Annotated in this window: 23 protein-coding genes; 16 read left to right on the top strand and 7 right to left on the bottom strand. The window is 58.8% G+C overall.

The genetic code is table 11. The annotated features are described in order from the left end of the window. The first annotated feature begins 129 nt into the window (after positions 1–129). Positions 130–1,197: a YihY/virulence factor BrkB family protein gene (locus VH599_05610; GenBank protein HEY7347776.1), complete on the top strand. Its 1,068-nt coding sequence runs from the start codon at positions 130–132 to the stop codon at positions 1,195–1,197. On the opposite strand, the gene VH599_05605 is transcribed toward VH599_05610, so the two are convergent. Further along, the gene (locus VH599_05605) at positions 1,160–1,879 is read right to left on the bottom strand and encodes an SDR family NAD(P)-dependent oxidoreductase (GenBank protein ID HEY7347775.1); all 720 of its coding nucleotides are present in this window, start codon (positions 1,877–1,879) and stop codon (positions 1,160–1,162) included. The two genes, VH599_05610 and VH599_05605, sit on opposite strands and share 38 nt — an antisense overlap. A gap of 147 nt (positions 1,880–2,026) precedes the next feature. Between VH599_05605 and VH599_05600 the strand changes: the two genes are divergently transcribed. The 9 genes from VH599_05600 to VH599_05560 all read left to right on the top strand — a co-directional run bounded on the left by VH599_05600 (position 2,027) and on the right by VH599_05560 (position 13,595). After that, positions 2,027–3,193, top strand: coding sequence for an NAD(P)/FAD-dependent oxidoreductase (locus tag VH599_05600; GenBank protein HEY7347774.1), 1,167 nt, complete (start codon positions 2,027–2,029; stop codon positions 3,191–3,193). A 47-nt stretch (positions 3,194–3,240) separates the two neighbouring features. Then, a complete protein-coding gene (locus tag VH599_05595) occupies positions 3,241–5,109 on the top strand; it encodes a S9 family peptidase (GenBank protein ID HEY7347773.1) in 1,869 nt (622 codons plus the stop codon). Positions 5,110–5,225: 116 nt separating this feature from the next. Continuing rightward, complete coding sequence (locus tag VH599_05590; GenBank protein ID HEY7347772.1) at positions 5,226–6,365, top strand: LacI family DNA-binding transcriptional regulator; 1,140 nt, start codon at positions 5,226–5,228, stop codon at positions 6,363–6,365. Next, a complete protein-coding gene (locus tag VH599_05585; GenBank protein HEY7347771.1) occupies positions 6,362–8,053 on the top strand; it encodes an ABC transporter substrate-binding protein in 1,692 nt (563 codons plus the stop codon). Before VH599_05590 ends, VH599_05585 begins: the two co-directional genes overlap by 4 nt. 91 nt (positions 8,054–8,144) lie before the next feature. Continuing rightward, complete coding sequence (locus tag VH599_05580) at positions 8,145–9,125, top strand: ABC transporter permease (GenBank protein HEY7347770.1); 981 nt, start codon at positions 8,145–8,147, stop codon at positions 9,123–9,125. Between the two features lie 7 nt (positions 9,126–9,132). Then, positions 9,133–10,083: an ABC transporter permease gene (locus tag VH599_05575; GenBank protein HEY7347769.1), complete on the top strand. Its 951-nt coding sequence runs from the start codon at positions 9,133–9,135 to the stop codon at positions 10,081–10,083. Next, positions 10,083–11,174 carry an ABC transporter ATP-binding protein gene (locus VH599_05570; GenBank protein HEY7347768.1) on the top strand — a complete coding sequence of 364 codons (1,092 nt, stop codon included), beginning with the start codon at positions 10,083–10,085 and terminating at the stop codon, positions 11,172–11,174. Before VH599_05575 ends, VH599_05570 begins: the two co-directional genes overlap by 1 nt. 14 nt (positions 11,175–11,188) lie before the next feature. Next, positions 11,189–12,487 carry a hypothetical protein gene (locus tag VH599_05565; GenBank protein HEY7347767.1) on the top strand — a complete coding sequence of 433 codons (1,299 nt, stop codon included), beginning with the start codon at positions 11,189–11,191 and terminating at the stop codon, positions 12,485–12,487. Between the two features lie 28 nt (positions 12,488–12,515). Beyond that, a complete protein-coding gene (locus VH599_05560) occupies positions 12,516–13,595 on the top strand; it encodes a BadF/BadG/BcrA/BcrD ATPase family protein (protein HEY7347766.1) in 1,080 nt (359 codons plus the stop codon). Here the strand turns inward: VH599_05560 and fgd are convergent. Both fgd and VH599_05550 read right to left on the bottom strand, forming a co-directional pair. Next, the gene (gene fgd / locus VH599_05555; protein HEY7347765.1) at positions 13,576–14,589 is read right to left on the bottom strand and encodes a glucose-6-phosphate dehydrogenase (coenzyme-F420); all 1,014 of its coding nucleotides are present in this window, start codon (positions 14,587–14,589) and stop codon (positions 13,576–13,578) included. The two genes, VH599_05560 and fgd, sit on opposite strands and share 20 nt — an antisense overlap. Positions 14,590–14,752: 163 nt before the next feature. Beyond that, complete coding sequence (locus VH599_05550; GenBank protein ID HEY7347764.1) at positions 14,753–15,097, bottom strand: hypothetical protein; 345 nt, start codon at positions 15,095–15,097, stop codon at positions 14,753–14,755. Between the two features lie 274 nt (positions 15,098–15,371). On the opposite strand from VH599_05550, the gene VH599_05545 reads away from it, so the two are divergent. The 6 genes from VH599_05545 (at position 15,372) to VH599_05520 (ending at position 22,893) form a co-directional block, all read left to right on the top strand. Further along, positions 15,372–18,704, top strand: a complete 3,333-nt coding sequence (locus VH599_05545; GenBank protein ID HEY7347763.1) for an AAA family ATPase — start codon at positions 15,372–15,374, stop codon at positions 18,702–18,704. A 210-nt stretch (positions 18,705–18,914) separates the two neighbouring features. Beyond that, positions 18,915–20,069, top strand: a complete 1,155-nt coding sequence (locus tag VH599_05540; GenBank protein ID HEY7347762.1) for an iron-containing alcohol dehydrogenase — start codon at positions 18,915–18,917, stop codon at positions 20,067–20,069. A gap of 87 nt (positions 20,070–20,156) precedes the next feature. Beyond that, positions 20,157–20,978 (top strand): maleylpyruvate isomerase N-terminal domain-containing protein, encoded by an 822-nt coding sequence (locus VH599_05535; GenBank protein HEY7347761.1) that lies wholly within the window; start codon positions 20,157–20,159, stop codon positions 20,976–20,978. Positions 20,979–21,023: 45 nt separating this feature from the next. Next, positions 21,024–21,596, top strand: coding sequence for a VOC family protein (locus VH599_05530; protein ID HEY7347760.1), 573 nt, complete (start codon positions 21,024–21,026; stop codon positions 21,594–21,596). A 5-nt stretch (positions 21,597–21,601) separates the two neighbouring features. After that, a complete protein-coding gene (locus tag VH599_05525) occupies positions 21,602–22,216 on the top strand; it encodes a GNAT family N-acetyltransferase (GenBank protein ID HEY7347759.1) in 615 nt (204 codons plus the stop codon). A gap of 2 nt (positions 22,217–22,218) precedes the next feature. Beyond that, on the top strand, positions 22,219–22,893 hold the full coding sequence (locus VH599_05520) for a phospholipase (GenBank protein HEY7347758.1): 675 nt from the start codon (positions 22,219–22,221) through the stop codon (positions 22,891–22,893). Positions 22,894–23,026: 133 nt separating this feature from the next. On the opposite strand, the gene VH599_05515 is transcribed toward VH599_05520, so the two are convergent. The 4 genes from VH599_05515 to VH599_05500 form a co-directional block, all read right to left on the bottom strand. Continuing rightward, positions 23,027–23,635 carry a hypothetical protein gene (locus tag VH599_05515; protein ID HEY7347757.1) on the bottom strand — a complete coding sequence of 203 codons (609 nt, stop codon included), beginning with the start codon at positions 23,633–23,635 and terminating at the stop codon, positions 23,027–23,029. Positions 23,636–23,767: 132 nt separating this feature from the next. Continuing rightward, positions 23,768–25,129 (bottom strand): cytochrome P450, encoded by a 1,362-nt coding sequence (locus VH599_05510; GenBank protein ID HEY7347756.1) that lies wholly within the window; start codon positions 25,127–25,129, stop codon positions 23,768–23,770. 117 nt (positions 25,130–25,246) lie between these two features. Further along, complete coding sequence (locus tag VH599_05505) at positions 25,247–25,807, bottom strand: histidine phosphatase family protein (GenBank protein ID HEY7347755.1); 561 nt, start codon at positions 25,805–25,807, stop codon at positions 25,247–25,249. 39 nt (positions 25,808–25,846) lie between these two features. Beyond that, on the bottom strand, positions 25,847–26,773 hold the full coding sequence (locus tag VH599_05500; GenBank protein HEY7347754.1) for an SAM-dependent chlorinase/fluorinase: 927 nt from the start codon (positions 26,771–26,773) through the stop codon (positions 25,847–25,849). Positions 26,774–26,787: the final 14 nt, after the last annotated feature.

The following is a 26,787-nucleotide window of genomic DNA, read 5'->3' as shown; positions in this document are numbered from 1 at the left end:
TCTGGCATGGACTCTGATGGCACTCGATAGAAGAAGATGCCTGTCCTATCTGCAATTTGGAATATATCGTGCGTTTGTATTTTCATAGATCAACCTGGCGAGTGTTAAATATGAGCAGAGGTGGGGAAGATGCGCTTGCTTCGCATCAACTGGTCGGCGCTGCGACGCACTGTGCCAATACGCTTTTGTTATAAAGCATTCAACGACTGGATTTTTGATCTGGCCGGGATGCTGGCGTACTATCTTTTGCTGGCAACGGTGCCGATTTTTCTACTGCTCATCGGCGGGGTGGGCCTGGCGCTGCAAGGGCTGCGCTCTGGCACAGAGGAGAAACTGATTGCTGCACTTGAGCAAGTCTTTCCCGCGCAAATATCGAGCCACGTCATCGTAGCGGTCACGAATGATCTGAAGCAATCCTCTGGCGTGCTGTTGGTGGTGGGCTTGATTTCGGCGCTCTTGTTCGGCTCGCGCCTTGTTGTCAGGATGGATGATTGTTTCGCAATCATCTATCGTGAACGACCACGCTCGGTGCTTGGACAGCAACTGGTGGCGCTTGGCCTGACGGCGCTGTTTGTGCTTCTGGCCCCCATCATGTTTCTGGGAGCAGCCATTCCTTCATTGCTCACCACCACAGTTGTCCAGCAGGTCTGGCATACCCAGCCACCTGGATTAATAGCCCAGATTGCCGTGTTTGCGGGGGCGTATCTCGCGGCGTTTATCTGGCTGCTGGCAATCTACCTGCTGGTACCTAGCCGCCATGTCGGCTGGCGTAATAGCTGGCCGGGGGCCGCCCTGGCGGCGTTGTTTCTGGTTGTCTATGAACTGCTCTTTCCCTGGATTGCCAGCGCGCTCATTCGTCCGGGAAAATATGGCGAAACGGCTGGTTTTCTGCTCCTTCTCCTTTCCTTCTTTTATTACTTCGCTTTCCTGCTGCTGATGGGCGCGGAGATCAATTCCTGGCTGGCCGGTCATCGTGAAACCCCGGAAGATGTACCCACCATGCTTCACAATGCCATCATCCATCGCCGCTTTCCTGAGACGCCATCAGCAGAAAGGCCAGCAGCAGAAGAGCCGTCCTCAAACGGCGCAGCGCCGGAAGCGTCTGCCGCCGATCAGTCGGAATCAGAAGCAACCCGATCACCCCCAGGAGGGCATGACGCTAGGCCCGGCCATACACCGGAATGGCCGCGCCATTGATCAACTTCGCTTCCTCCGAGGCAAGGAAGAGGATGACCGGAGCGATCTCCTCACCTTTGGGCCAGCGGGAAAAGTCGGCTTTTGGCATAGCCTGACGATTCGCGGGGGTATCAACAATGCTGGGCAAGACCGTGTTTACCGTAATGAAATCGTCTTTAAGTTCTTCGGCCTGCGATTCGGTCAGCGAGATGACCGCTGCTTTCGATGCAGCGTAAGCCGCCGCTTTGGGGCCAGGCTGCACGCCCGCGCGCGAAGAAATGGTGATGATGCGGCCCCATCGCTGCTGAATCATGGGGTGGGCCGCGTGCTTTGAGCAAAGAAAGGCGGAACGCAGATTCAACTGGAGCATACGCTCCCAGGTTTCCGGGTTCATTTCATGCACGGGTTGACCGGCGGCAAACCCGCCAACCATATTCACCAGCACATCTAAATGACCATGTCGCGCCAGTACATCCTTGACGATACCCTCTACACTGGCTTCATCAAAGACGTTGCCTGGAAGCAGGGTCAACTGTTCGCCTGGCTTCCCCAGTTCTGCTTTCCAGCCTGCTCTTTCGGCGCACACCTCCGGGCGCTCCACGACGACGACAGAGGCTCCGGCGTTCAGAAAAGCGAGGGCTACCGCGCGCCCCCAGCCACCGCCAGCGCCTGTGAGAACGGCGACTTTGCTGCTGAAATCCATCTAGTTTTCTCCATTTAGCGACTTATACACCTTCTCGTGTGGCAGGCTACAGTGTATCATAGGAGCGAGGGGATTGGCTCTTCTTCAGCAAGAAGCTGGCAAGCTGTCGGCGTAAGCCGTGATTGTTCGTTGCTCAGGAGGGAAAGCATGGGTCGTGCGGTTGAGTCAGCGCCCGTCATTATTGTTGGCGCTGGTCCGGCGGGGCTGGCTACTGGCATGTGCCTCAAGCAGCGTAGTATTAGTCCTCTGATCTTGGAAGCAGGCGATGCTGTGGGCTATACCTGGCTGCGGCTGTATGAGCGGCTCCATCTCCATACGGTCAAACGTCTCTCTGGTCTGCCCGGCTTCCCCATGCCGCGCGCTTTTCCCCGCTATCCCTCGCGCTCCCAGGTTGCCGAGTATCTGGCCGCTTATGCCGATCACTTTGGGCTGGCGATTGAGACGAACTGCACGGCGACACATGTCGTGCCAGAGGAGGGCGGCTGGCGCGTGACGACGACGAAGGGCGAGTATCACGCCCAGGCGCTTGTTTCAGCGGCTGGTATGTTCAGCCAGCCCCTTACCCCAACCTATCGTGATATGGAGCTTTTCAAGGGGCGCGTGCTTCATGCCGCCGCCTATCAGAACGCGGCGCCATACGCCGGAGAGCGGGTTCTGGTGATCGGGGCCGGGAACACCGGAGCGGAGATTGCCATCGATCTGGCGGAACATGGCCTGACACCAACGATCTCTATCCGCGCGGGAGCAAATGTCGTGCCGTTGAACCTGCTGGGGGTACCCATTCAGTGGTGGGCGCATCTCATCGCTGTGCTGCCGCGCTCTGTGACGGGATTGATTGCTCCGGTGCTGCTGCGCCGATCAGCACAGCGCCAGGCGCGGGCAGGCGTGCCACGCCCAACGCAGGGTGTTCTGGATGGCGCAGGGATTCCGATCATTGGATTGGACCTCTTGCAGCATACGCGGCAAGGAGCTATTCGCGTTGCTGGCGCAATCGAGCATTTCACGCCTGCGGGCGTCTGTTTTGCAAACGGGCAAATGGCTGACTTTGACAGCATTATCCTGGCAACAGGCTATCGGCCCGCGCTGCGCTATCTCGCTGATGTTATTACCCTGGATGATGCTGGTCGCCCGCTGATGGATGGCCTGCGGGCTGCTGGCGTCCCTCATCTCTATTTTGTAGGGATGAATTACAACATTCGTGGCACGCTCTTCAATATCTCCCGCGAAGCGCCCATTGCCGCTGATTTGATTGCCAAAGAGGCGCGCGCCAGCGAGGAGACGATTGGGACAGGCAAGGGGCGAGCTGCTTCTTAGATCAAGAAGCAGTGGTTTTATTCAGAGCAGGAAAGGCGTTAAGGAACATGGAGACTACCCGGAACTCGCGTTACGGTTTTGAGAGCTATCTCAATATACGCTCGGCGTCTGGAGCGAGCTTTTCGCCAGATGGGCAGCGGCTCACTTTTCTTACCGATATTACGGGTGTGGCCGAGGTTTGGAGGATTCCAGTTGATGTGCATGCGCCGGTTTCTGCCTGGCCTGAGCAGCTTACGTTTCGCGGCGAGCGCGCTTCCAGGGCAGCCTACTCGCCAACAGATGAAACGATCCTGGTGGCCGGAGATGTCGGCGGCAACGAACATACGCAGCTCTGGCTGCTTGAGGCTGAGAGCGGAACGGTAAGGCCGCTGACCTCAGCCCCTGAGATCATTCACGAGTTTGGGGGCTGGTCGCCCGATGGGATGAAGATCGCCTTTGCCAGCAATGCGCGCGATCCGCGTTTCTTCGATGTGTACGAGCAGACGCTCGCGGGTGGTTCGCCCAGGCTTATCCTGCGCCACGATGGGACGAATCATCCGGTGCGCTATGCGCCTGATGGGCGTTCGCTCCTGATCAGCCGAGTCGAGTCCAATATCCGCAATCAACTGCTGCTGCTGGACATTGAAAGCGGCGAGGCGCGCCCGCTGACGCCGGAGATTGGGGATGGCCCCGCCAGCCATGTTGAGGCGGCCTGGTCAGCAGATGGCCGAGGACTCTATCTCTTAAGTGACCGCAATCGCAGCTATCTCTCGCTGGCGTGGCTTGACCTGGTAACGACAGAGATGACGTTTCTGCGCGATATATCCTGGGATACTGAGGAACTGGCGGTGAGCGATGATGGCACTCGCCTGGCGCTGGTGACAAATGAGGAGGGGTATTCGCGGCTGGAGATCGTTGATGCTGCGGCAGGCTGGGCAGAGCGGCGCAGCTTACCAACACCGACATTGCCAGCCTGCACGATCCATGATCTGAAGTGGTCGCCCGATGGCGCGCGGCTGGCTTTCACGCTGGATACCGCCGATGACGCGCCTGATGTCTGGGTGTGGGATGTTGCCGAAACAAGACTCTGGCGCGCCACTCGCAGCGCGCGCGGCGGTATTGCGCGCGAACATCTGGTAGCGCCCGCGCTGGTCCATTACCCGACGTTTGATGGCCGCCAGATTCCGGCCTTTCTCTATCTGCCGCAAGATATGGAAGCGCGCAGGCTGCCAGCGATTGTCTATGTGCATGGCGGGCCAGAAGGCCAGTTCCGCCCAAACTCATCAAACTATAACTCGGTGATTCAGTATCTGGTTGGCTCAGGCTTTGTCGTGCTTGCGCCCAACGTGCGCGGCAGCACTGGCTATGGGTACGAATATCAGAGCCTGGATGATGTGCGGCTGCGTATGGATTCTGTGGCCGATTTGCCGCCAGCGGCGCGCTGGCTGGCAGAGCAGGGCATTGCTGATCCACAGCGGATTGCGGTGATGGGGCGCAGCTATGGCGGCTTCATGGTTCTTTCCCTGCTGACCACCTCTCCAGAGGTGTGGGCGGCAGGCGTCGAGTTGGTGGGCATTGCTAACTTCGTGACATTTCTGGAAAACACTGGACCCTGGCGGCGCAAGCTGCGCGAGGCTGAATATGGCAGCCTGGAACGGGACCGCGATTTTCTGGAACACATCTCGCCTATTCACGCTGTAGATCGGATTACCGCGCCGCTCTTCGTGGCGCATGGCGCAAACGATCCGCGCGTGCCGGTCAGCGAGGCGGAACAGATGGTGGAAGCCCTGCGCCGCAGGAATGTGCCGGTGGAGTATCTGCGCTTCGATGATGAGGGGCACCAGTTCACGAAACGCTCAACGCATCTGATCGTCTATCCGGCTATTGCGCGCTTTCTTGATACGCATCTACGCGCGCCTCTCCGCAGCGGCGATTAAAATTGCCGAAATACACCTTGACTTCTGTGTAGTTTCTGGTATACTTGCTTGTGAACGATTCCGGAATCGTTTCCGGAATCGTTCACAAGCAAACTGCCTGACATAGAAGGGGTCCGATGGCAAAGAAGGTTACGATCATCGATATTGCCCGGTTGGCAGGCGTCTCGCGGACTACCGTTTCACGGGTGCTGAATCACCGACCAGATGTTGATTCGGAGACGCGGGAGCGCGTCCTGGCGATTATCGAGCGGGAGGGTTTTGTCCCCAGCATCACGGCTGCCGGGTTGGCGGGCGGCCAGAGCCGCCTGATCGGTATGCTGGTTCCCTCGTTCAGCTGGTCCATGATTCCTGAGTTGATGCGTGGAATTGCTGAGGTTGTCAACAATACAGCTTACGAACTCGTTCTCTACACGTTTAATGATGAAGATTTCGACAAAAACCGCAGCGACATCATCAACCGCCTGCTGGCGACACACCTGACGGCTGGAATCCTGGCCGTCTTCCCCAGTCGCGCTACATCACTCTTGACGCGGCTCTATCAGCAGGGGCTGCCTGTGGTAGTGATTGATGATCAGTCCGAACATAGTGCCTCTTGGGTGCGGCCAGACAATGTAACCGGCGCGTATATGGCGGTACGCCACCTTATCAATCTCGGCCATCGGCGTATCGCACATATTCAAGGGCCACCCGAGTATTTGGCCTCCCATGATCGCCATGCGGGCTATCTGCGGGCACTGCAAGAAGCAGGCATTACTCCTGATCCTGAGCTTGTGCTTGAGGGTGATTTTCTGCCTCCTTCCGGGCGCGCCTGTGCCAGCAAGCTTTTTGCGCTTCCGCCAGAGAAACGGCCTACGGCTATCTTTGCCGCAACCGATCAAATGGCCTATGGCGTCCTGGTGGCTGCTGATGAGTATGGTCTGCTAGTGCCCAAAGATGTTGCGTTGGTTGGCTTTGATGACGACGCCCCGTCTGCGCATGTTCGCCCACCTCTCACGACGATCAGGCAACCTTCGTTTGAGATGGGGCGGCAGGGGATTGAACTTTTACTCTCGCTAGTCCTTCCCCCAGAGGAATCCCCTCATGATGGGCAATCACTTGTGAACAAACCACGCAGGACAGATGCGGATGGGCTGAGTAGGCCCACTCAGCCCATCCGCATCGAACTTCCAACCAGTCTTATCGTGCGCGAATCCTGTGGAGCGATTTACCACGTTGATTGGCAGCATAGTAATTCAACAATGGGAGGCACTCAATGATGTATCATCCCCGTCCTTCCCCTGGTATCAGGAAAAGATCGGTATTCCTGGTGCTGCTGGTCGCATTCTCGATGCTGCTGGCCGGCTGTGGGAACCCAGGGAATAAGGGGCCGACTCGCAGCTACTTGACCATTGTGGCAAATCAGACCGACAGTTGGACCGAGAACTTCAATCCGTTTTTTGATGCCACATCGAACGTCGTTGCTTCATCGGAAGGTACGCTCTACGAGACTCTGCTCTTTTTTAATCGATTCGATGGCAAGTACACGGGTATGCTCGCCTCAAGTTATTCGGTCTCCAGCGATGGCTTGCAAATCACGTTTAACCTGCACCAGGGTGTGAATTGGTCAGATGGGAAGCCGTTCACCAGCAAGGATGTGGTGTTTACACTCAATCTCCTCAAGAAATATGATGCCCTGGATACGAACGGCTTATGGTCACAACCGATACTCAGTAATGTCAGCGCGCCTGACGACAATACGGTTGTGGTCACGTTAGCCAGCCCGAACGATGACGCCCTGTTCTCGGTGGGTGGGCAGACCTGGATGGTACCCGAACATATCTGGTCTACGATTGCGGACCCGACCACGTATGCCGATACCCAACCAGTCGGCACAGGGCCATTTATGGTCGAGTCATTCACCCCCCAACTTGTCAAGATGAAGAAGAACCCCAACTACTGGCAGCCGGGCTTGCCGAAAGTGCAAGAGATTCGCTTCCCGGCGTACAAGGACAATTCGACGGCAGAGCTGGCAATGGATCAGGGAAAGGTTGATTGGAACAGCATTTACGCCCCCAACCTGCAAAACACGTTTGTGAAGCGCGACCCGGTTCACAATCACTTCTGGTTCCCGCCCAGCGACGTGTTGTACATTCTGGTGAACCTGACGAAGGCGCCTTTCGATCAGGTTGCGGTTAGGCAGGCGATTAGCCTGGCAATTGACCGCGATAAGTGGTCCAAGATCGCCGAAAGCGGCTATGAAACTCCAGCCCACCCCACCGGCCTCTTACCGGTTGACCAGAAATACCTTGACCCTGCCTACAAAGACCTCAAGTTCACGGTGGACACTGCCAAGGCCATCCAATTGCTTGAAGGCGCTGGCTTCCACAAAGGGTCGGATGGCATCTATGTTGATTCAGCAGGACACAGAATGTCATACTCCTTCGAGATACCAGGGGGGTACTCGGATTGGGTGGCAGGCGCTCCGGTCATAGCAAGCGATCTCAAGGCTATCGGCATTGAACTCAAGGTCAAAACAGTCTCGGAAGACGCTTTCTATACCGATGTAGCGAATGGCGATTACGAAATCTCCATGCAAGGAACCTACGCTGGGCCGTCGCCCTACAACCTGTATTCCTCGCTTTTGCTCTCCACAAACTCAGCGCCCATTGGAGAATCAGCGAATGGTGATTGGGAACGCTGGATAGACCCGACCACAGATCAATTGCTGAATCAGTTCATCACTTCCCGCGACCCTGCTGTTCAGCAGCAAGCGATCTCTGGGATTCAGAAAATCATGGTTGAGCAGATGCCAGCCATTCCGCTGACAAATGAGCCATACTGGTATGAGTACAACAGTACCAACTTCACCGGATGGCCCGACGAGAAAAACGCCTACGCCTTGCCTTCCCCGTATCAATACCCGGACAGTGAGATCGTCCTGTTGCACCTGCAACCGGCTTCTTAGCGACAGTTTTCCCTTCGTTCTACAGAGGGGGATAACGCTCCCGGTTTCCCGTTATCCCCCTCGCATCACTACTTCGCTAAGGAGGGTCGGGATGCGCCACCTGCTACGCCGTCTTCTTTTTTATCTGGTCGCGCTCTGGGTTTCGGTGACGCTCAATTTTCTCTTACCGCGTCTTTCGCCCGGCGACCCTGTGCGGGCGCTGATAGCTCGTCTGCATGGCAGGGTCGGCCCCCAGACGATCCATTCGCTGGAGGTGCTGCTGGGTGTCAATAACCATGACTCGTTGTGGACACAATACCTCCAGTACCTTAACAACCTGGCGCATGGCGACCTGGGCGCCTCGATTACCTATTTGCCCACACCTGTCTCCAAGATTATTGCCCAAGACCTTCCCTGGACACTGATGCTGGTGGGTGTTACGCTGGTTATCAGTTTTGCCTTGGGGACGTTCCTGGGTGTCATTGTCGCCTGGCGGCGTGGCAAAGCGATGGATACGATCTTCCCGCCGGTATTCACGTTTCTCTCAGCTATTCCCTATTTCTGGTTTGCGCTGATTATTCTCTACGTCTTTGGTTTTCTCCTTAACTGGTTTCCTACCCTGGGCGGCTATGACATAGATAACACCGTGCCTGGCTGGAATATGACCTTTATCCTCAGCGCCATTGAGCATGCGATCTTACCAGCCATCACCATCATCGTAAGTTCTATTGCCGGTTGGCTGCTGGGAATGCGCAACATGATGATTACCACGCTCTCTGAAGATTATGTTCTGATGGCTGAAGCGAAAGGTCTGCCAGACCGGCGCATCATGTTTGTGTACGCGGCGCGCAATGCGATCTTGCCAAATATCACCAGCTTCGCGCTCTCACTTGGTTTTGTGGTCAGCGGCGCTTTGCTGACAGAAATTGTTTTTAATTATCCGGGCATTGGCTATGCGTTCCTGGTAGCTGTCAATAATAAAGACTTTGCTCTGATCCAGGGTCTCTTTCTGGTCATTGCCATCGCGGTGCTGGCCGCCAATTTCCTGTCCGATCTGCTCTATGTCGTTCTTGATCCGCGAGTACGCCAGTAAGGAGGGAATGATGATACAAACAGCTTCGCCCTTTGCCCAGGGGCTGAATACCCTCTGGCGGCTGGTAACGCTGAATCGCAAGGTGACATTTGGGGTTGGTATTGTCGGGTTCTTTGTTTTGCTCGCGCTGGTTGGCCCGCTCTTTGTGCGACAAGACCCCATTGCGATTACCGACGATATTTTGGTTCCACCATCATCTGCCCATTGGCTGGGTACCACGCTGAGCGGGCAGGATGTCTTTGCTCAGGTAGTCGTGGGCGCGCGCTTCTCTGTGGCGCTGGGCTTCATCGCGGGGGGCTTGACAACGCTCCTCTCGGTGGTGGTTGGCCTGATCTCTGGCTACTATGGAGGCGTCATTGATGAGATGTTCCAACTAGCTACGAATGTGTTCCTGGTCCTTCCAACGCTGCCGCTCGCTATCTTGCTGGCTGTTTACCTCCCCTTCAATGGGACCGTGACCCTGGGCATTGTGATTATCGTCACCGGTTGGTCCTGGGGAGCAAGAGTCTTGCGCGCGCAGACGCTTTCGATGTGTAGCCGGGACTATGTAGAAGCTGCCCGCGCCAGGGGGGAAGGTTCACTGCGTATCATCTTCTTCGAGATTTTTCCGAACGAGATTGCGCTGGTAGCGGCGGAACTCCTGGGGACGATTATTTATGCTATTCTGGCCGAGACAGGTCTGGAATATATTGGTCTGGGCAATCTCAATGGGATTAGCTGGGGAGTGATGCTCTTTTTTGCACAGAATGGCAGCGCGCTGCTGCAAGGGGCCTGGTGGTGGTTCCTGCCGCCTGGTCTGTGTATCGCCTTGTTGGGCGCAGGACTTGCCTATCTCAATTTTGGAATTGATGAGGTTGCCAACCCTCGGCTGCGCAAAGAATCCACACCGAAATTGGCGCTGCGCAAGGCAATGCAGCGACTTGGGATGCGTAGGGCTACCGTAGAGGAGGCGGCGTAATGACGATTGCTCAGCCAGACGTGCTTTCCGCTTCGTCGCCAGTATTGGAAGCCCGAAACTTACGTAAATATTTCCCTTTGCGGCAGGTCAGGCTTTTTAGTGGACAGAACGTCGTGCATGCTGTCGAGAATACCTCGTTGGCGCTGTATCCGGGCCGCGCGCTGGCGCTGGTGGGGGAAAGCGGCAGTGGCAAAAGCACGATTGCTCGCCTGCTCGCGCGGCTCTATGAACCGACCTCTGGCATCATGACCTTTCGAGGGGAACCTGTGAAACCTGGGAAGGGCGCTGCCCTGCGCGCCTATCGGCGCCATGTGCAGATGGTCTTTCAGGATCCCTTTTCATCGCTCAATCCGGTGCATAGTGTGCGCTATCACCTGTCGCGCCCGCTGCGGCTGCACAAGCTCGCGCGCAGCAAACAGGAGGAGACCGAGCAGATTCTGGCGCTGCTTAATCGGGTAAGCCTCAGCCCTGCCGAACAATTTATTCAGAAATATCCGCACCAGCTCAGCGGAGGCCAGCGCCAGCGTGTAGCTATCGCTCACGCGCTGGCGGCGCGGCCAGAGGTGTTGCTTGCTGACGAGCCGGTTTCGATGCTGGATGTCTCTATCCGCCTGGACATCCTGAACCTGATGCTGCGCCTGAAAGATGAGGAGCAGCTTGCTTTGCTCTTCATCACGCATGATATTGCCAGCGCCCGCTATTTTGCTGAAGATACGCTGGTCATGTATGCCGGGCAGACGGTGGAGGGAGGGCCGAGCGAAGAAGTGATTCAGCGGCCAAAGCACCCCTATACGCAACTCCTGCTCTCCGCTGCGCCAGACCCCGATAGTCTGCAATCGGATGGCAAGGTGAAGTCGCTGCCTGCGCGCGGCGAGATTCCCAGCCTCATCAACCCACCCAGCGGCTGCCGCTTTCATCCACGCTGCCCCTTTGCCATGCCAGTCTGCCGCGAACGCTTTCCTGAACGTACCCTCTTCGAGGACGGACACTGGACGCATTGCTTTCTCTATGGCGATGGAGGAGCAGCGGCTGTGCTCCAGAAGGCACAGAATAACATGGCAACGAGTAGCGATGCTTCAACCCATATTTAGAAAGAGAAACGGTGATGGCACGTATTAAACTGGCGTATATTGGTGGAGGAAGTACCCGCGCTGCTGGCACGATGGCCTCATTTGTCCAGCAGGGCGAAAACTTCAACGGGTCGGAAGTGTCGCTGATTGATCTTGACCCGGATCGGTTGGATGTCGTCCAAACACTTGCTTGCAAGATGGCGCGCGCGCGCGGGCTGGACCTGACGATTACCACGACGACAGATCGGCGCGCGGGCCTGCGCGATTGCAACGCGGTGCTGACCAGTTTCCGGCCTGGCGGGTTCGAGGCGCGTCATCTGGATGAAAGTATTCCGCTCAAGCATGGTGTGATCGGCCAGGAGACGCAGGGACCAGGCGGTTTCTTTATGGCGCTGCGTTCCATTCATGTGATGAAAGACATCATCGCCGATATGGAAGCGGTCTGCCCCCATGCGCGCCTCTTTAATTACACCAACCCGATCAATATTGTTTCGGAAGCGGTGACACACCATACGGCCATCCCGACCATCTCGCTCTGCGAGGGGCCGATTGCCAGCAATCGAGATTACCCGGAGATGATTGGTCTGGACCCTGATAGGCTGGATGCCGTTTCTATCGGGCTGAATCACGGGTCGTGGAGCGTGCGTCACCTGTACGATGGGCACGATTTCATTCCCATCTTGCGCCGGGCGCGCGAGGAACTGCTGCATGATCCTGAGACGCCTGCCTATGAACTGCGCATGATTGATTTGGCCTGTCAGATGGATGCGCTGCCCAATCATTATTTCCAGTATTATTACTTCAGAGAAGAAGTACTGGCGGAACAGCGAGCAAAAGCGACCACGCGCGCACAAGATATTATGGCGAGTGTGCCAGACTATTGGGCGCATTACCGCGAACAAGCCGCTCTAGATTCTCCAGAACTCGATCCGACGCGCTCGCGGGGAGGCATTCACGAGTTGGAACTAGCCATTGATGCGATGGATGCCATCTACAATGACCGTAAAGAAGTGTTATATGTCAATGTGCCCAACCAGGGGGCCATCGCTGATTTCCCGGATGATCTGGTGGTCGAGCTTCCGGGGTTTGTAGATCGTCATGGCGCTGTTCCGTTGATGCAAGGGCATATGCCGCGCCATCTGGTCGGGCTGGTGCAGATGCTTGGCGAATATCAGGCGTTGACTGCCGAGTCCGCCTGGAGCGGAACTCGCATTGACGCGATTCGCGCGCTGGCGAGCCATCCATTGGTGTTCTCGCTGCATACAGCAGAAGCGCTTTATGATGAGATGGCGGCGGCGCATCAGCGTTATTTGCCAGAGCGCCTGCTCCGCTAGCGGAGAAATGAAGCTGGAGAGATGCGTTATGCAATGCGTGCTGGGTGTTGATGGCGGCAATACCAAGACTCTGGCGCTGGTGGTGGCCCTGGACGGAACGATTCTGGGGGTTGGGCGCGGGGGCTGTGGAGACATCTATAACGCTCCAGTGACGCCAGAGTCTGGCGACTCTGCCGCTGCGGCGGTTGCCAATATCGAGCACGCGGTGACGAGCGCGTTGAGCATAGCGCATGTCGAGGCGTCTGATCTGGTGGCGGGTGTGTTCAACATGGCTGGCGCTGACTGGCCGGAAGATTTCGCGCTGCTGCGTGCTGCGCTAGAAGCGCGCGGTTTCGGACGCACGATCATCGTGCAGAATGATGCGCTGGGCGTCTTACACGCGGGTGTCTCTAGCGCGGTCGGTGTCTCGTTGATCTGTGGCACTGGCGCGGCGGTCGGCGCTCGCGCGCCCGATGGCCGCACCTGGCATACCAGCCACTGGCAGGATGATACCCAGGGCAGTCATCAACTCGCGCGGAGTACCCTGGTGGCGGTCTATCGCTCGGAGTTGGGCATTGAACCCCCGACGACGCTCACCGCGCGTGCGCTGGACTTGTTTCACCTTGATTCCGTCGAGGCGCTGCTGCATCTGTTTACGGGCCGCGAGCGTCAGGCTCCCGATCATATGAGTCGCCTGACACCTATCCTGCTGGATGAAGCGCAAGCCGGTGATCTCGTGGCGCGGCGTATCGTGCAGGAGCATGGGCGGGCGCTGGGTGAGTATGTGCTGGCGGCGGCGCGGCGCGTTGGCATAGAAGGGACAGCGTTCCCCCTGGTTCTGGCTGGTGGTGTCTTTCACCATCCCGCGTCTGTCCTGCCAGATGCGGTTCTGGAACGGGTTCGGCAGACAGCGCCCTTTGCGCGCCTGGCGCCCTGCCGCTTCGAGCCGGTAATTGGGGTGGTCTTTGCGGCGCTCGAAGCGGCAGGGGCGCGGGTGGATGAAGTGCTGATAGAGCGCCTGCTCCCGACCATGCCGCCCACGTCATTTTTTACGACTGACCCTGATGATACGCCTCATCCGGCGGCACTGCAAGCGGATGGTGTGTTGTTTAACCCCAACGATTTCTGAGCCGGGGTAAGATGTCTTTCGCGTAGAGTTGTAGGAAGCGGGATTGGTCGTCTCCTGGGGCATGGAAGATCAGATGGGTGAAGCCCAGTTCGATATAGGGACGAATCTGTTCGATATGCTCATCGGGGTCGTTCGAGACGAGCCAGCGGCGATGCGCCTGGTCGGCAACGCTGGCGGCTTTTTGCTCCATCTCGCGTGGGTCGTGAATAGCCACCTTGTCTTCTGCGGGAAGCGCCAGCGCGGCCCAGATGCGCGTATCGGCCATCGCTCGTTCGCGGTCTGTATCATAAGAGACTTTAACCTCAATGGTGCGCTCAATGGCGGCTGGATCGCGCCCTGCTGCTTTCGCCCCTTCCTCCAGCCCTGGCAGGAGTTGATCGCGATAGAGGGCATCGCCTTTTCCAGAGGTGCAGATAAACCCGTCGCCAGCGCGGCCCGCGAACCTGGCGGCGACAGGGCCGCCCGCGCTGATGTAGATGGGGATGGACTGGTCGGGGCGATCATAAATAGTGGCATTGCGCGTTCGATAATAGGTTCCCTCGAAGCTCACAAATTCGTCAGTCCAGAGCCGCCGAATCAACGCAACCGCTTCGCGCAGGCGATCTAACCGTTCTTTCGCTGGCGGCCACTCGGCGGCTGTGACGGCAATCTCATTGAGCGATTCGCCGGTCCCCACGCCCAGGATCACTCTCCCAGGGGTGAGTACGCCCAATGTCCCAAACGCCTGCGCGATGATGGCTGGCGGATAGCGGAAGGTGGGCGTCAGCACGCTCGTCCCCATCAAAATGCGCTCGGTGCGCTGTCCCAAGGCCCCCAGCCAGGAGAGCGCAAAGGGCGCGTGTCCATCGGTGTGTCGCCAGGGCTGGAAATGGTCGCTGATCCAGACGCTATCGAAGCCAAGCTGCTCGGCCTGAATGGAGAAGTCGAGAAGCTGGCGTGGCCCAAACTGCTCTGCCGAAGCCTTATACCCCAACTTCAAGGGGTGGTTGCTCATGATGTACCTTGCCTTTCACAGTGTCATGAGTGGACTGGCACGAGTTCCATTGAACCAGCATATCTCCAAAAAACAAGCTTCGCAAGAGGAAAAAAACCATAAGCAGTGTTTTCCTCAAGGGGGGAACTGCTTATAGCAGGAAAGAGTATCTGAAGCCTATCGCCTATCGAGGCTCGCGGTCATTCAGGGGTCTTTTCACAAAAGATGGCCCGGCTCCTATAGAGTCGGGCCGGGTCTGTGGGGGTTGATTCTTGATACGCTCTGCGTCCTCCCGCTGGAGGATTGGCAGCGCCTGGGCATACGTGCCGTGCCAGACTTTCACATCATGGCCTTCCAGGTCTACCCACCTGATGGTATACGGTGTATTGGCGCTGGGCAGAGGCGACGTTGCTACGGGGTTAGCCTGACTGGCGGCTTTTGCTACAGAGGACGAGGGGAGAACTCCGAGAGCCAGACCATTGAGCGCAATGGCTAATGCCAATACAATGATGAGCTTCTTGTGAAACATGGTGTCTTCCTCCATGAGTTTGCTAGATGTACATCTGGCAAGCGGATAAGCTGGCTCCTACCAACATAGGCAATGATCTTAGACTGTTTGCCTCCTTCCTGCGAGCGCTAATCTACTTCCTCATTCGTACTCTATTCTAACCTGGAGCATATCACCTGTCAATCCCCTCTTGTCAGCCAGCCAACCAGGACAGCAGAGCAAGAACCTCTCTGTGCAGGTCTGAATGTTCGGTGTACAATGGGGAAGCGTTGTTGGAACACCAGGAGGTCTGCTCATGGCTGATGGCCTCACTCCCATTGCAATTCGTTTGTTGGGGGCAGCGCATATCGAGATCGCGGGCGCGCCCCTGGCCCTGCATCACCAGAAAGCGCGGGCGCTGCTGTGCTATCTGGCGGCTACTGGGCATGCCCACACGCGCGATCACCTTGCCGCGCTGCTCTGGAGCGATTCGCTGGAAAAGAATGCGCGCCACTCGCTGCGCTCCAGCCTCTACCATCTGCGCCAGGCACTCCAGGCCAACGGCGCGGATGCCGCGCTAGTTGGGGATGGGGAACTGGTCTCGCTCCAGCTTGCTGAGGACGCCTGTGATGCGGTTCGGTTTCGCCGATTGATCGCCAATGGCGCTGAGGGCGCGCTGGACCAGGCATTCACGCTCTATCACGGCCCCTTCTTGCAAGGCTTTACGCTCGATGATGCCCCGCTGTTTGAGGAATGGATGCGCTTCGAGCAGGCTGAACTGCGCCAGAGCTATCTTGATGCGCTCAATCGCCGGGCTGCTGAGGCGGAGGCCAGCCAGGCATGGGATGCAGCCATCGGCTATCTCCAGCGGATCGTGCAGCTAGAGCCTCTGGCGGAAGAGGCGCAGCAGCGGTTGATTGGCTGCTATCTGCGCGCGCGGGCTGTTGGCCCGGCCCTGCGTCAGTATCGCCAGTTCGAGATGGAACTGAGGCAAGAATTGGGGTTGGCGCCGTCCGCTGAAACGCAGGCGCTCATCCGTGAAGCCTTGACATCGCGCCTGCGAGTGCCGTCGCCTGCTGGAACACCTGCGCGGTTGACCAGCAGCCGCCCGCAGGCGCTCCCGCTGATTGGCCGCGATGCGCTCCTTAAGACACTGCTGACGCTCGGCCAGGGTCCGGCTGCTGGCCGGGGCGCTGCTGTCTTGATTCAAGGCGAGGCTGGCAGTGGCAAGAGCCGCTTGCTGGATGAATTGGTGAGCAGGCTGTCGGAAGAAACGCCGCGCTGGATCATCTTGCAAGGCTCCTGTTCACCGTTCGATGATTTGCTCTCCTATGGGCCGATTCTCGAAGCCTTTCAGAGCGCCGAACTAGGCGATTTGACCGATCTCCTGGCCGACGCTGGCGGTCCGGCCTCCGATAATCAGGAGCGTTTCTTCTGGCGGCTGATGCAGGCGATGCGCATGCTCGCCCGCGATGGGCCGCTGCTGCTGGCTCTTGATGATCTGCATTGGGCCAACAGCTCAACGCTGCATCTGTTCAGCCTGCTCGCCACGCGGCTGCGCAGCCTGCCAGTGCTGCTGGTCGGGACGGTTCAGCGCGCTGAGGCAATTCCCGCGTTGCAGCGATTGGTCCTGTCACGGAGCCATCAGGGCGACCTGCACCTCTTGTCGCTGCCACCCCTCGCGCTCGAAGCGGTGACGGCGCTCCTTCAGTCATCGGGCATCAGCCCCATGTCTGTGGCGCCCGTCGCGGAATGGCTGCATGTGCGTTCAGGGGGCAGCCCCTTTGTCTTGCTGGAAATCCTGGCTCAGTTGCGCGCTGAAGCGGTGCTTACGCCGGTAGGCGATGGCTGGCAGTTGGATATGAGCCGCTGGCTGCGTTGGCGCACGACCAGCGCCCTACCCGATACGATTCATGACCTGCTGGCCTGGCGGCTTGCCAACCTTTCGGATGAAGCGCGCCATGTGTTGGACGTGCTGGCGGTGGCCGACGCGCCGCTGCCGTTCGAGTTGCTGTGCGAGTTCCTGGGCGTCCAGCCCGATCAACTGCTGGCGATTCTGGATGATCTGCTGGCGCGGCAGTTGGTAATTGAGACGAGCAGCGATACCTTCGCTCTGCCCCATCACCTGCTGCGCGAGACGGTTGCCGCTCGCCTGAGCCATCTGCGCCGCAGGAGGATTCACCGTCGGCTGGCCGAGATGCTGGAAGCCTGCCCGGCGCTTCAGCAGCACTTTCCGCTGCGCCAGACAGCCTTGCATGCGGTGCTGGGGGAAGACGTGGACCGCGCTCGGCGGTATGGGCTGCGCGTTCTGGCGGAACTGCCGCGAGAGTACGACGGGGCCGAAGCGTTAGATTTTCTGCGTCACCTGCATGACCTGCTCGCGCCGATGGCTACGGCTGAAGAGATGCTTCAGTTGAGCGCCACGCTGGGGCTGCTGCATCAAGGGCTGGGTCAGCTTGATCTGGCGGCGTACTGGCATCAACAGCGCCTGGAGTGGTCCCGCAAAACCGCAGACGTGGCGGCTCAGGCAAGCGCCCACCTGGAGATGGCTGAACTTGCGCTCGTTACCACCGATTACCAGGGTGCCATTGCGGCGGCTGAGGCTGGTCTGCTCGCCTGCGCGGCGCTTCAGGAGGGCGAGCAAACGGGCCTGGTGGAGCGAGGCCACCGGCTGCTTGGCGCGGCCCTGGCGATGGAGGGGAGCGATCTGCCTGCCGCTGAACGCCATCTTCAGGAAGCTGTCAATGCTCACAAGCTCGCCAATACTTCCGAAGAACTCTACGCCACCCTCTTTGAGCTTGGGAATGTCGCCGCGCAGCGTGGCGAACTCGCACGCGCTGTAGACCTGTACACGGAAGCGGCAAATCATGCCGCGTCGTCGCGCGCGCACTATTTCCAGGCGCTTGCCTATAATAACCTTGCTTATCACAGTCTCTTGCTGGGGCAGCCTGAAGCTGCCCGGCGGGCACTGGCGCAGGGACAGCAGTTGGCCGAGGCTCACGAATTGCTTGGCGCTCTCCTCCATCTTTTAAGCACGCAGGGCGAGATTCACCTGTATCTGGGCGAGTGGGCGGCGGCAACAGAGTGCTTCCAGCGCGGCCTCATGCTTGCTGAAGACCTGGGCCATCTTGAACGGCAGGCTGGGTATCGGGCAGGTCTGGCACTGGCGGCGCGCGGCCAGAACGACCTTGAGCGTGCGAGGACGCTGCTGGAGGAGGCGCTGGCGCTTATCACCGACAAGGGCTACTGGCATTTACGCACGCGCTTGCTGCTCTGGCTTGCCGAGACGCTGCTGCTGGATGATCGTCTGGACGAGGCTGAGCCGCATCTGGATGCGGCGTTGGAGACGTGCCGCGCTCAGGGGCGCGTGCTGTTGTGCATGCAGGCTGAGCGCCTCTGTGCGCGTGCGCTGGCGGCTCGCCGTGTCTGGTCGGATGCCGATACGCTTTTTGCCGGGCTGATGGAGCGTGCAGACAAGCTCAGCCTTCCCCTGGAACGAGCGCGCACCCAGGCAGCGTGGGGCGAGGCGCTGCTTTTCGCTGGCTCATCTGCTCAAGAGGGGCGCATTCTGCTTGGCGAAGCGCGCAAAACGCTTGAGGCGCACCAGGCCCGCGCCGAACTGGCTGCGCTGAGATTGTATCAGGCGTGACGCGGTGGATGACGTTTGGTTGACGCGCTGTCTGTATACTCTAGTTGGCGACGATGTGATTCCGCTTTTTGTGGAAGCAGTCGTAACTGGCGATTGAAACTGCTCCTGGCAATGTCATCCGGCCCGCAAAGCCCTTCCTTTGCAGGTTTGGCAGCCACTGCTTTCAGGAGTGGTTTCAACCGCCAGCCTCCTTGAAGTCGAGGGATGCTGATGCAGGAGTTTCACTACACCAGCTATGCCCAGGAAATTATCTTTGGCGCTGGCGCGCTGGCTCAGCTAGGTCAGACGGTGGATCGCTTTCACTGGCAGCGGCTGATGCTCTGCTCTACGGGTTCACTGCGGCGCAGCGGCCAGCTTGCCGAAGTTCAGCGCGCTCTGGCTGGGCGGTTAGTGGCGACTTACGAACCTATCCAGCCGCATGTCCCTGATTTCCAGGTGGCTGAGGCGCTGGCGCTGGCTGAGACAAACAGGATTGATGCCGTTATTGGGTTTGGCGGCGGCAGCGCGATTGGCATGGCGAAAGCCGTCAGCCAGGCATTGGAGGAAAGGCGCGGCGGGCAGCCCGAAAGCCACGCCTCTTCTATACAGCAGCCGTCGGCGCCGGTCATTGCCATTCCGACGACCTATGCCGGATCAGAGATGACGCCGGTTTATGGCGTCACGCGCCAGGTTGGAGGGGAGTCGCGCAAAATCACCGTCACTGATGCGCGCGTAACGCCCAGGCTCACTCTCTATGATCCGCTGCTGACGCTGAGCCTTTCGCCGGAGTTGACCGCTTCAACGGGCATTAACGCGCTGGCGCACTGCATCGAGGCGCTCTATTCAATCACCCGTAACCCGCTCTCGACGGCTGCGGCGCTCCAGGGGATACGCTTGATTACCTCTGCGCTGCCTCGCTGCTATGCGGTTGGCGATGATACAGAGGCGCGTACCGAGATGTTCAACGGCTCGTTTCTTGCGGCAATGGCTCTGGCGCACGTGACGATGGCGCTGCATCATGGCCTCTGCCATGTGCTGGGAGGGACGGTTGGTGTGCCGCATGGGGTGGCAAACGGGATCATCTTGCCCCACGCGATGCGCTTCAATCTGGATGCGACGGCCCCCCAACTGGCTCAAGCGGCTGAGGCAATGGGTATTGCAATCGCTGGCCGCAGCGCCGAAGCCGCTGCTGAGGATGCCATACAGCATATCTCGCGCCTGATTGGTCAGATGAATCTGCCCCGGCGATTGCGCGATGCCAATGTTCAGGAAGCCGACCTGCCGCGCCTGGCGCAGATAGCGTTCCAAAGCCGAACAGTCCAGAGCAATCCGAAACCAGTGGCCGACGTGGCGCAGCTTGAGGCTATCTATCGCGCCGCGTGGTAACGGCCAGAAAGGGGGTGGAGATAGGTACTTATCAAGAGGATACTCACCGACGACTATCGCTTTGCACCACAAAGGAGGGTTTTTCTCATGACAGTCAATCCAATGGATTTCGGTGGCAAGGATACGGTACTTGATGTGGTTCGCACTGAGCGAGCCAAGTTCTTCAGGATTCTGGATGACTCCAGGAACTGGCAGGTGCAGACGCGCTGCGATGATTGGGAAGTACGCGACATCGCCGGGCACATGATTGATGTGACTGAAGGCTATCTTTCGCGTTGGGAGATGGCGCGCAAAGGCGAAGAGGCCGGGGCGCTGGGCCTGGTGGTCATGGGCGAGAAGCTCAATGAGGCGGCTCAGAAGTTCCGCAGCCTGCCGCGTGAAGAGGTGATCTCGCGGCTCAAAGACGATTCCAACAAGATGCTTACCATTTTTGATTCGCTCTCCGCCGACGAGTGGAGCGGCTTCATGGTCACGCACCCCTATATGGGGCCGCTGCCAACGTTTTTCTATCCTGCCTTCCATGTGATGGACTATGGCGTCCATACCTGGGATATGAACTGGGGCCTGGGCGAGAAGACTGCCAAAATGGACGAGCGGTCAGCGGGCGTCCTTGTGCCCTATATGTTCATCCTCATGCAGTACACGGTAGATCAGGAATCTGCCAGGGGGCTGGATACCGAGTTTGGCATTAAGGTGGATGGTGAATGGGGCGGCGAGTGGCGCGTGACGGTGAAAGATGGTACGTATACGGCTACGCCTGCCGAGAACCTGGATGGGGTGGCGGCGCTGTTCCACTTCAGGGACGCTTCGGATTTTGTGCTGACCTCGTTCCAGCGTTTCCCCGGCGGGGAGACAAGCGGCGACCCGCAGGTGATTGACCGGATTCGCCACCTCTTTTTCAGGATATAATGACCTGAAACGCAGACCTTTTCGAGACAGCCTGGAGGCACACGTATGGGCAACATCCAAGCGCAAGGCGTTCATCACATTACCTTCGTTGGCTCGAACCGGCAGGCCACGATTGACTTTTACCAGGGCGTGCTGGGAATGCCGCTGGTGATGGCCCAGCCGAATCTGGATGTGCCGGACGAAGAGCACCTGTATTTCGATACAGGCGACGGGCGGCTGATTACGTTCTTTGTGCGCCCATCGCGTGTCAATGATCCCGCGCCAAACCCGGAAGGAATTGGGAACCTGCATCACCTGGCTTTTACGGTTTCGCGGGCAGTCTATACCCAGGTGGCTGGGCGGCTCAACGAGCGCGGCATTTGGAACACGGGAGAGATTGATCGCGGCTTTATGCATTCGATCTACTTCCGCGATCCCAACGGGCAACTACTCGAAATGGCCTGTTACAAGTTTGTGCCGCCGGAGGGCTGTACCGTTGCCGATGTTCTCAACACGGCGCATCGTATCCGCGTGGCGGCTGGCGCGTACAACATCGAGGATAGCCACCTGGCCGACGCGATTACCGAGTTGACCCAACGCAGAGCGCCCTCTCTGACGGGAGTGGCAGCAGAGGTATAGCCGAGATGACGCCTGCCTCCGAGTTCGACCCGCAGCCTGCTGGCACGTTCTGGATGCTGAATCTGGAGGAGCCTTTGCCAGATGACCTCAAACCGCGCCTCCAGGCGCGGTTTGAGCGGGTGAATGCGGAGGCGGCGCTCGCGCTTTCCCAGGCGATGGGGCTGGAAGAGCCAGCCCTGGCGCTTGAGCGTTTCGCGGCGGGGCGGCGCTGCTATGTCGCCTGGGTGGAGGGAACGCTTGCCGCCTATGGCTGGGTGACGTTTGACGAGGAGGGGATTGGAGAGTTGGGCCTGCGTATCCGCCTGGGGCCAGGCGAAGCCTATATTTGGGATTGTGCCACGCTGCTTGCCTATCGCGGGCAGCGCCTTTATCCCGCCTTGCTGGTATATATCAGCAGCGAACTGCGCGCCCAAGGGTTTCGTCTGGCCTTGATTGGCGCGGATAGTGATAATGTTGCCTCACAGAAAGGCATGATCCTGGCAGGTTTCCAGCCGGTAGCTGATATGTTCAGAATGCCTGGTCAGCCGAACCATCGGCTCTGCCTGCGTGGCCGACCGGGCGCTCCTGAGCAACTTGTAAGCCACATTCGCCAGGCGCTTTCTGGCGATGAGGTTGGATGACTATGAGTGATTTGACTCCTGAGATTACCGGCCCGCATCGCGGCCAACCGATTCTGGCCGCTGGCGCGGCGCTCGTAGAGGCGCGGCTGGCGATGATACTGGCACATGGGCGCGGGGCGTCTGCTGCTGATATTCTAGAAGTGGCTGCCGAACTGGCCCGGCCTGACGTTGCCTATCTGGCTCCGCAGGCTGCGGGGAATACATGGTATCCCAATCGCTTCACGGAACCGTTTGCCAGCAATGAACCCTGGCTCTCTTCTGCTCTGGCGTTTCTGGCCCACGCGCTGGCTCAGGTGTCGGGGGCAGGCATCCCTGCCGAGCGCACGATCCTGCTGGGGTTTTCGCAGGGCGCGTGCCTGACGCTGGAGTTTGTGGCGCGGCATGCCCGGCACTATGGTGGAATTGTAGGCTTGAGCGGCGGGCTGATTGGCCCAGACGATGCCCCGCGCGCGTATCCGGGGGCGCTGGCGGGTACGCCGGTCTTTCTGGGGTGCAGCGATGTTGACCCGCACATCCCCAAAGCGCGCGTAGAGCTTACGGCTGACGTGCTGCAACGCCTGGGCGGTCAGGTGACGATGCGTCTCTATCCAGGCATGGGCCATCTGGTCAGCCAGGATGAGATTGCCTTCGTTCAGGGAATGATAGCGGCGCTGCTCGGCGAAGGGCCGCGAGGCTGAACGCTCATTCCTTCGGTGCGCCAGCGTTCGCGTTGGCGAACGATGCGCTGCCGTCCCTGGCAGCGGTACACGCAAGTAGCACCCCCGGCTTTTGAGTAGAACCTGAAGAGAAAGACGGCGATAGCGCGTGACCTTACTGCCTGTGGGCGAATCGCGCAAAGAGGCGCAGCCCGGCGCGAAGCGTGACGACTGGGATGAGGACGGCGTGCGCATAGAACATGCTGTTGGCGATAACCGAAGGCCAGGCGAGCCGCTGGTCTATCAGATTGGGATGCTGGCGCATCAGCGCATACACCTGGCTCCACGAGAGATAGTTCTCTGATACAAAAGAGTGTACCGCTGCTGGAAAGGGATAGCCGTAGCCAATCTGGTAGGCGAACATGCAGCAGGTATACTGATAAGCAACGTGCTGGAGACTGAACGCCAGCCCCAGCGAGATACCGAGCAAGATCAGGGCGCTCTGCCAGAGAGTGAGGCGCGCAGCGGGAAAACGCCAGCCAGCCGCCAGCAGAAGCGAGCCACCTGCCACGACGAGGAGATAGAGCAGGGAGGTGGGCTGGGAACCTACAGGCGAAAACGGATCAGCCAGCAGATCATCAAACAAGATAGCCGCAGTTAATGCCAGTATGCTGAAGACGAGCAGCGTGATAGCCAGTATTTTGGGGAGCGCCTGAAGCGTTTTCAAGAGCGGTTGATGGGGGAGCCGTTGGAATTGTTTCCCGATGAGAGTGGACTGAGCCATACAGTTCCTCAACTTTCTGATACTGGTTTCTTATGCTGAGTTCCTGCTACTCTATCTCCCTTCTCACAGGGAGTCTGTGAGCTAGCTCACGTTTGGGTCAACACGGCGGCTCTGTGTGCTGCTTTTCCCCTTTCAGGCTGGCTGCATAGCTTCCACTTTCGCGGCTGGCTCCAGAATCATCTGCAAGCCAAACTTGGGGAAGAGCGTGACCATCGGCTGCGGCACGACGGGGAAGCCAGGGGCCAGGCGTGGCACGTATCGCTGCAAGATGGCGCCAAGCAGGATGCGAGCCTCCAGGTTGGCGAAGGGCATGCCGATGCAGATACGCGAGCCTGCGCCAAAGGGGAAGTATGCTTGCGGATGATATTTCTGGCCGGTTTCGGGGTGGAATCGCTCCGGCTTGAATTGGTCTGGCTCCGGCCAGAGGTCAGGCAAACGATGCGTCACCCACTGGCTCATCAGGATAATCGTGCCGCGCTTGATATGATAGCCGCCATACTCGAAGTCGTCCACAGTGTAGCGCGGCTGCATCCAGGCGGGCGGATAGAGGCGCATCGCTTCTTTGACGACCATATCCAGATAGGGAAGCCGGGCCAGATCGTCCACCGTTGGCGCTCTGCCGCTTAGCACGCGCTGAAGCTCGTCGAGTAGCGTCTTTCGCTGCTCTGGATGATTGGAGAGCAGATAGAAGGCCCAGGAGAGGGTATTGGCGGTGGTGGCGTGTCCGGCAGCCAGCAGCGTTAATGTCTCGTCGCGCACCTGTTGATCGGTCATAGTGCTGCCGTCTTCATCCTGCGCCTGAAGCAGCATGGAGATAACATCGCCGCTGTCTTCGCCGCTGGCGCGGTGCTGGGCAATGAGATCGGCCATCGTGTCATCCAGGTATTTGCGCGAGCGTACATATTTGCCATAGGTGGTGAAGGGTAGGTTGAGACGAAAGAACTGGAAGGGCGCGCGCGAGCGCCGGGAATAGGCGCTGGCCTCGGAGAACGCCTGGCTGATGGCGTCGATCTGGCTGACAAGATCGACGTTGAAGAGTGCTTTGGCGACAATGCGCATAGTGACGCGCATCATCTCGTTGGCGATGTCGCGCTGGCTGCCAGGGGTCCATTCTTCCAGCATGCGCTCGGCGCAGGCAACCATTGTATCGCGGTAGCTTTCCACGCGCTGCTTGTGAAAGGCGGGCTGGACCATGCGGCGCTGCTGGCGGTGGAAATCGCCATCAATGCTGAGCAGGCCATCACCCAGCAGCAGACGCAGCGTCTCGAAGACGGGGCGATTGATGAAGTTGCGGGCGTTTTCGATCAGTACGTAACGGATGGCTTCGGGGCGGGTGAAGAGGACGGCGGGCGTCTTGCCAAAATACATGGTAGCGGCGTCGCCATAGGTGCGCTGCAAATTGGTGATAAAGCCCAACTGGTCGGGGCGGAACTCCAGAATATTGCCGAAGAAGCGGCGCGGTTTCGGGCCAGGCGGATAGTGATAGGATGCCATCGAGTATCTCCTTTCTTCTTGAAAATACGTGGGGCGGGCGACTCGGTTACGTTTCTTCTCAACTATAGCGCATCCGGTCAGAAATTGCGCGTTTGCTGGCAACAGGTTTCTCTTCTGTCACGACTTCTCAAGGTTGTGGGCGTGCAGTTCATAGCGCCAGATGGGAATGTCTCGCCATTCCCAAGGCGCAGAGACAATCTCCTCAAGTGAAGTATTCCCACACCAGTACTCCAGGCCATATTTGGTGGCCCGATGGCCGATTACGACGATGGTTTTCCCATCATAGTCGCGCAGAACATCGCGCAGAAATGCGCCCACGCGCTGCACGACCATGCGCATGCTTTCGCCGTTGGGGAATGGCTCGGCAATACGTTGCAAGAACTCTGCTTCGATTTGAGCAGGCGGCTGCTGTGTCAGTGACCCATAATTACACTCACGCAGGCGGGCATCTGGTGCAAGGGGTAGTCCACGCCCGGCGAAAGCGATTTCAGCCGTCAGAGAGGCGCGCTGAAGGTCGGAGCAGAAGACGGCATCAAGGGCGGCTGTGGCGTAGTGCTGCCCAAGTTCGCGCGCCTGCTGAAGCCCAGCGTCAGAGAGTGGGACATTGGCATGGCCGGACGCGCGCCCGGCCTCGTTATCAACGCTGGTCATATGAGGCGAATAGAAAAGTGTGAGCATAAGCTATCCCTTCTGAAATTGTCGAGATAACAAGCGAAATCAACCGCTCGCGCTCCTACAGAATATGGTGTCGCTGACGCGCCCGCCTAGCTGATGGGCGGCGTGGCCTTCGCGGATGGCAATTTCCAGCAGGCCCGCGCTGTTGATAAGGGCCAGCGGCTGGCCGGGCTGCGCCGCACTGTAGGTGGTATGAACACCCGGCAGCCGATATGCGCCAAGCGATACCTGAAGCGCGTCCAACGGTCCCAGTGTGGGCAGCAGGCCCGCCGCGATGTTGCTGATCAGATTGCCGAAGTGATCAACGGCAATCACGCGGCCCTCGATGACGCCAGGCGAGCGGATGGGTCTCGATGTCGGCAGCAGCGTCAGGCTCTCCAGCGGGACGGGCTGGCCGAGTTCGGCGGGCGCGACGCCATTCGCCAGATGCGCCGCGACGGGCGCAAAGAGGTCGCGGCCCTGGAAGGTGACGCCTGCGGCTCGCGCGGGCGCGCCAGGCCCTTCCAGCCAGTAGGCCGGGTTGGTCAGCGCGTAGGCAGTGGGCAGGCGCTCTCGCGCCGTGGTGGATAGGACGGCTTCGAGGTCAAAGTCTGGATGCCAGACGGCGGGGACACTGGCGGGCGTGCCGGTCCATCCAGCGGCCAGGGCGATAGCCTCGCGCAGTACATAGCTGAAGAGGCCGTTATCTGGCCCGATAAAGCGACCCTGGCCTGTCATCAGCAGCAAGGCGCGCCGGGCAGTACCCACGCCAGGATCAATGACGGCTACATGGATAGTCCGGGGCGGGAAGTAGCGGTAGGCGCGATAGAGGACGAATGCGCCCGCCGCGATGCCTTGCGGGGGGATTTCATGGCTCAGGTCTATGATCTGTGCGTGCGTGGCGCGGCTGAGGATAACGCCCTTCATCGTGCCAACGTAGCCATCGGCCTGCCCGAAGTCGGTTGTCAGGGTAATCAGCGGCGCTGACATCTCGCTGTTCTTCG

This window comes from Ktedonobacterales bacterium (assembly GCA_036557285.1).
Classification (GTDB): domain Bacteria; phylum Chloroflexota; class Ktedonobacteria; order Ktedonobacterales; family DATBGS01; genus DATBHW01.
Note: the sequence above shows the minus strand (reverse complement) of the source record. Positions and strands in the feature narration are given on the sequence as shown.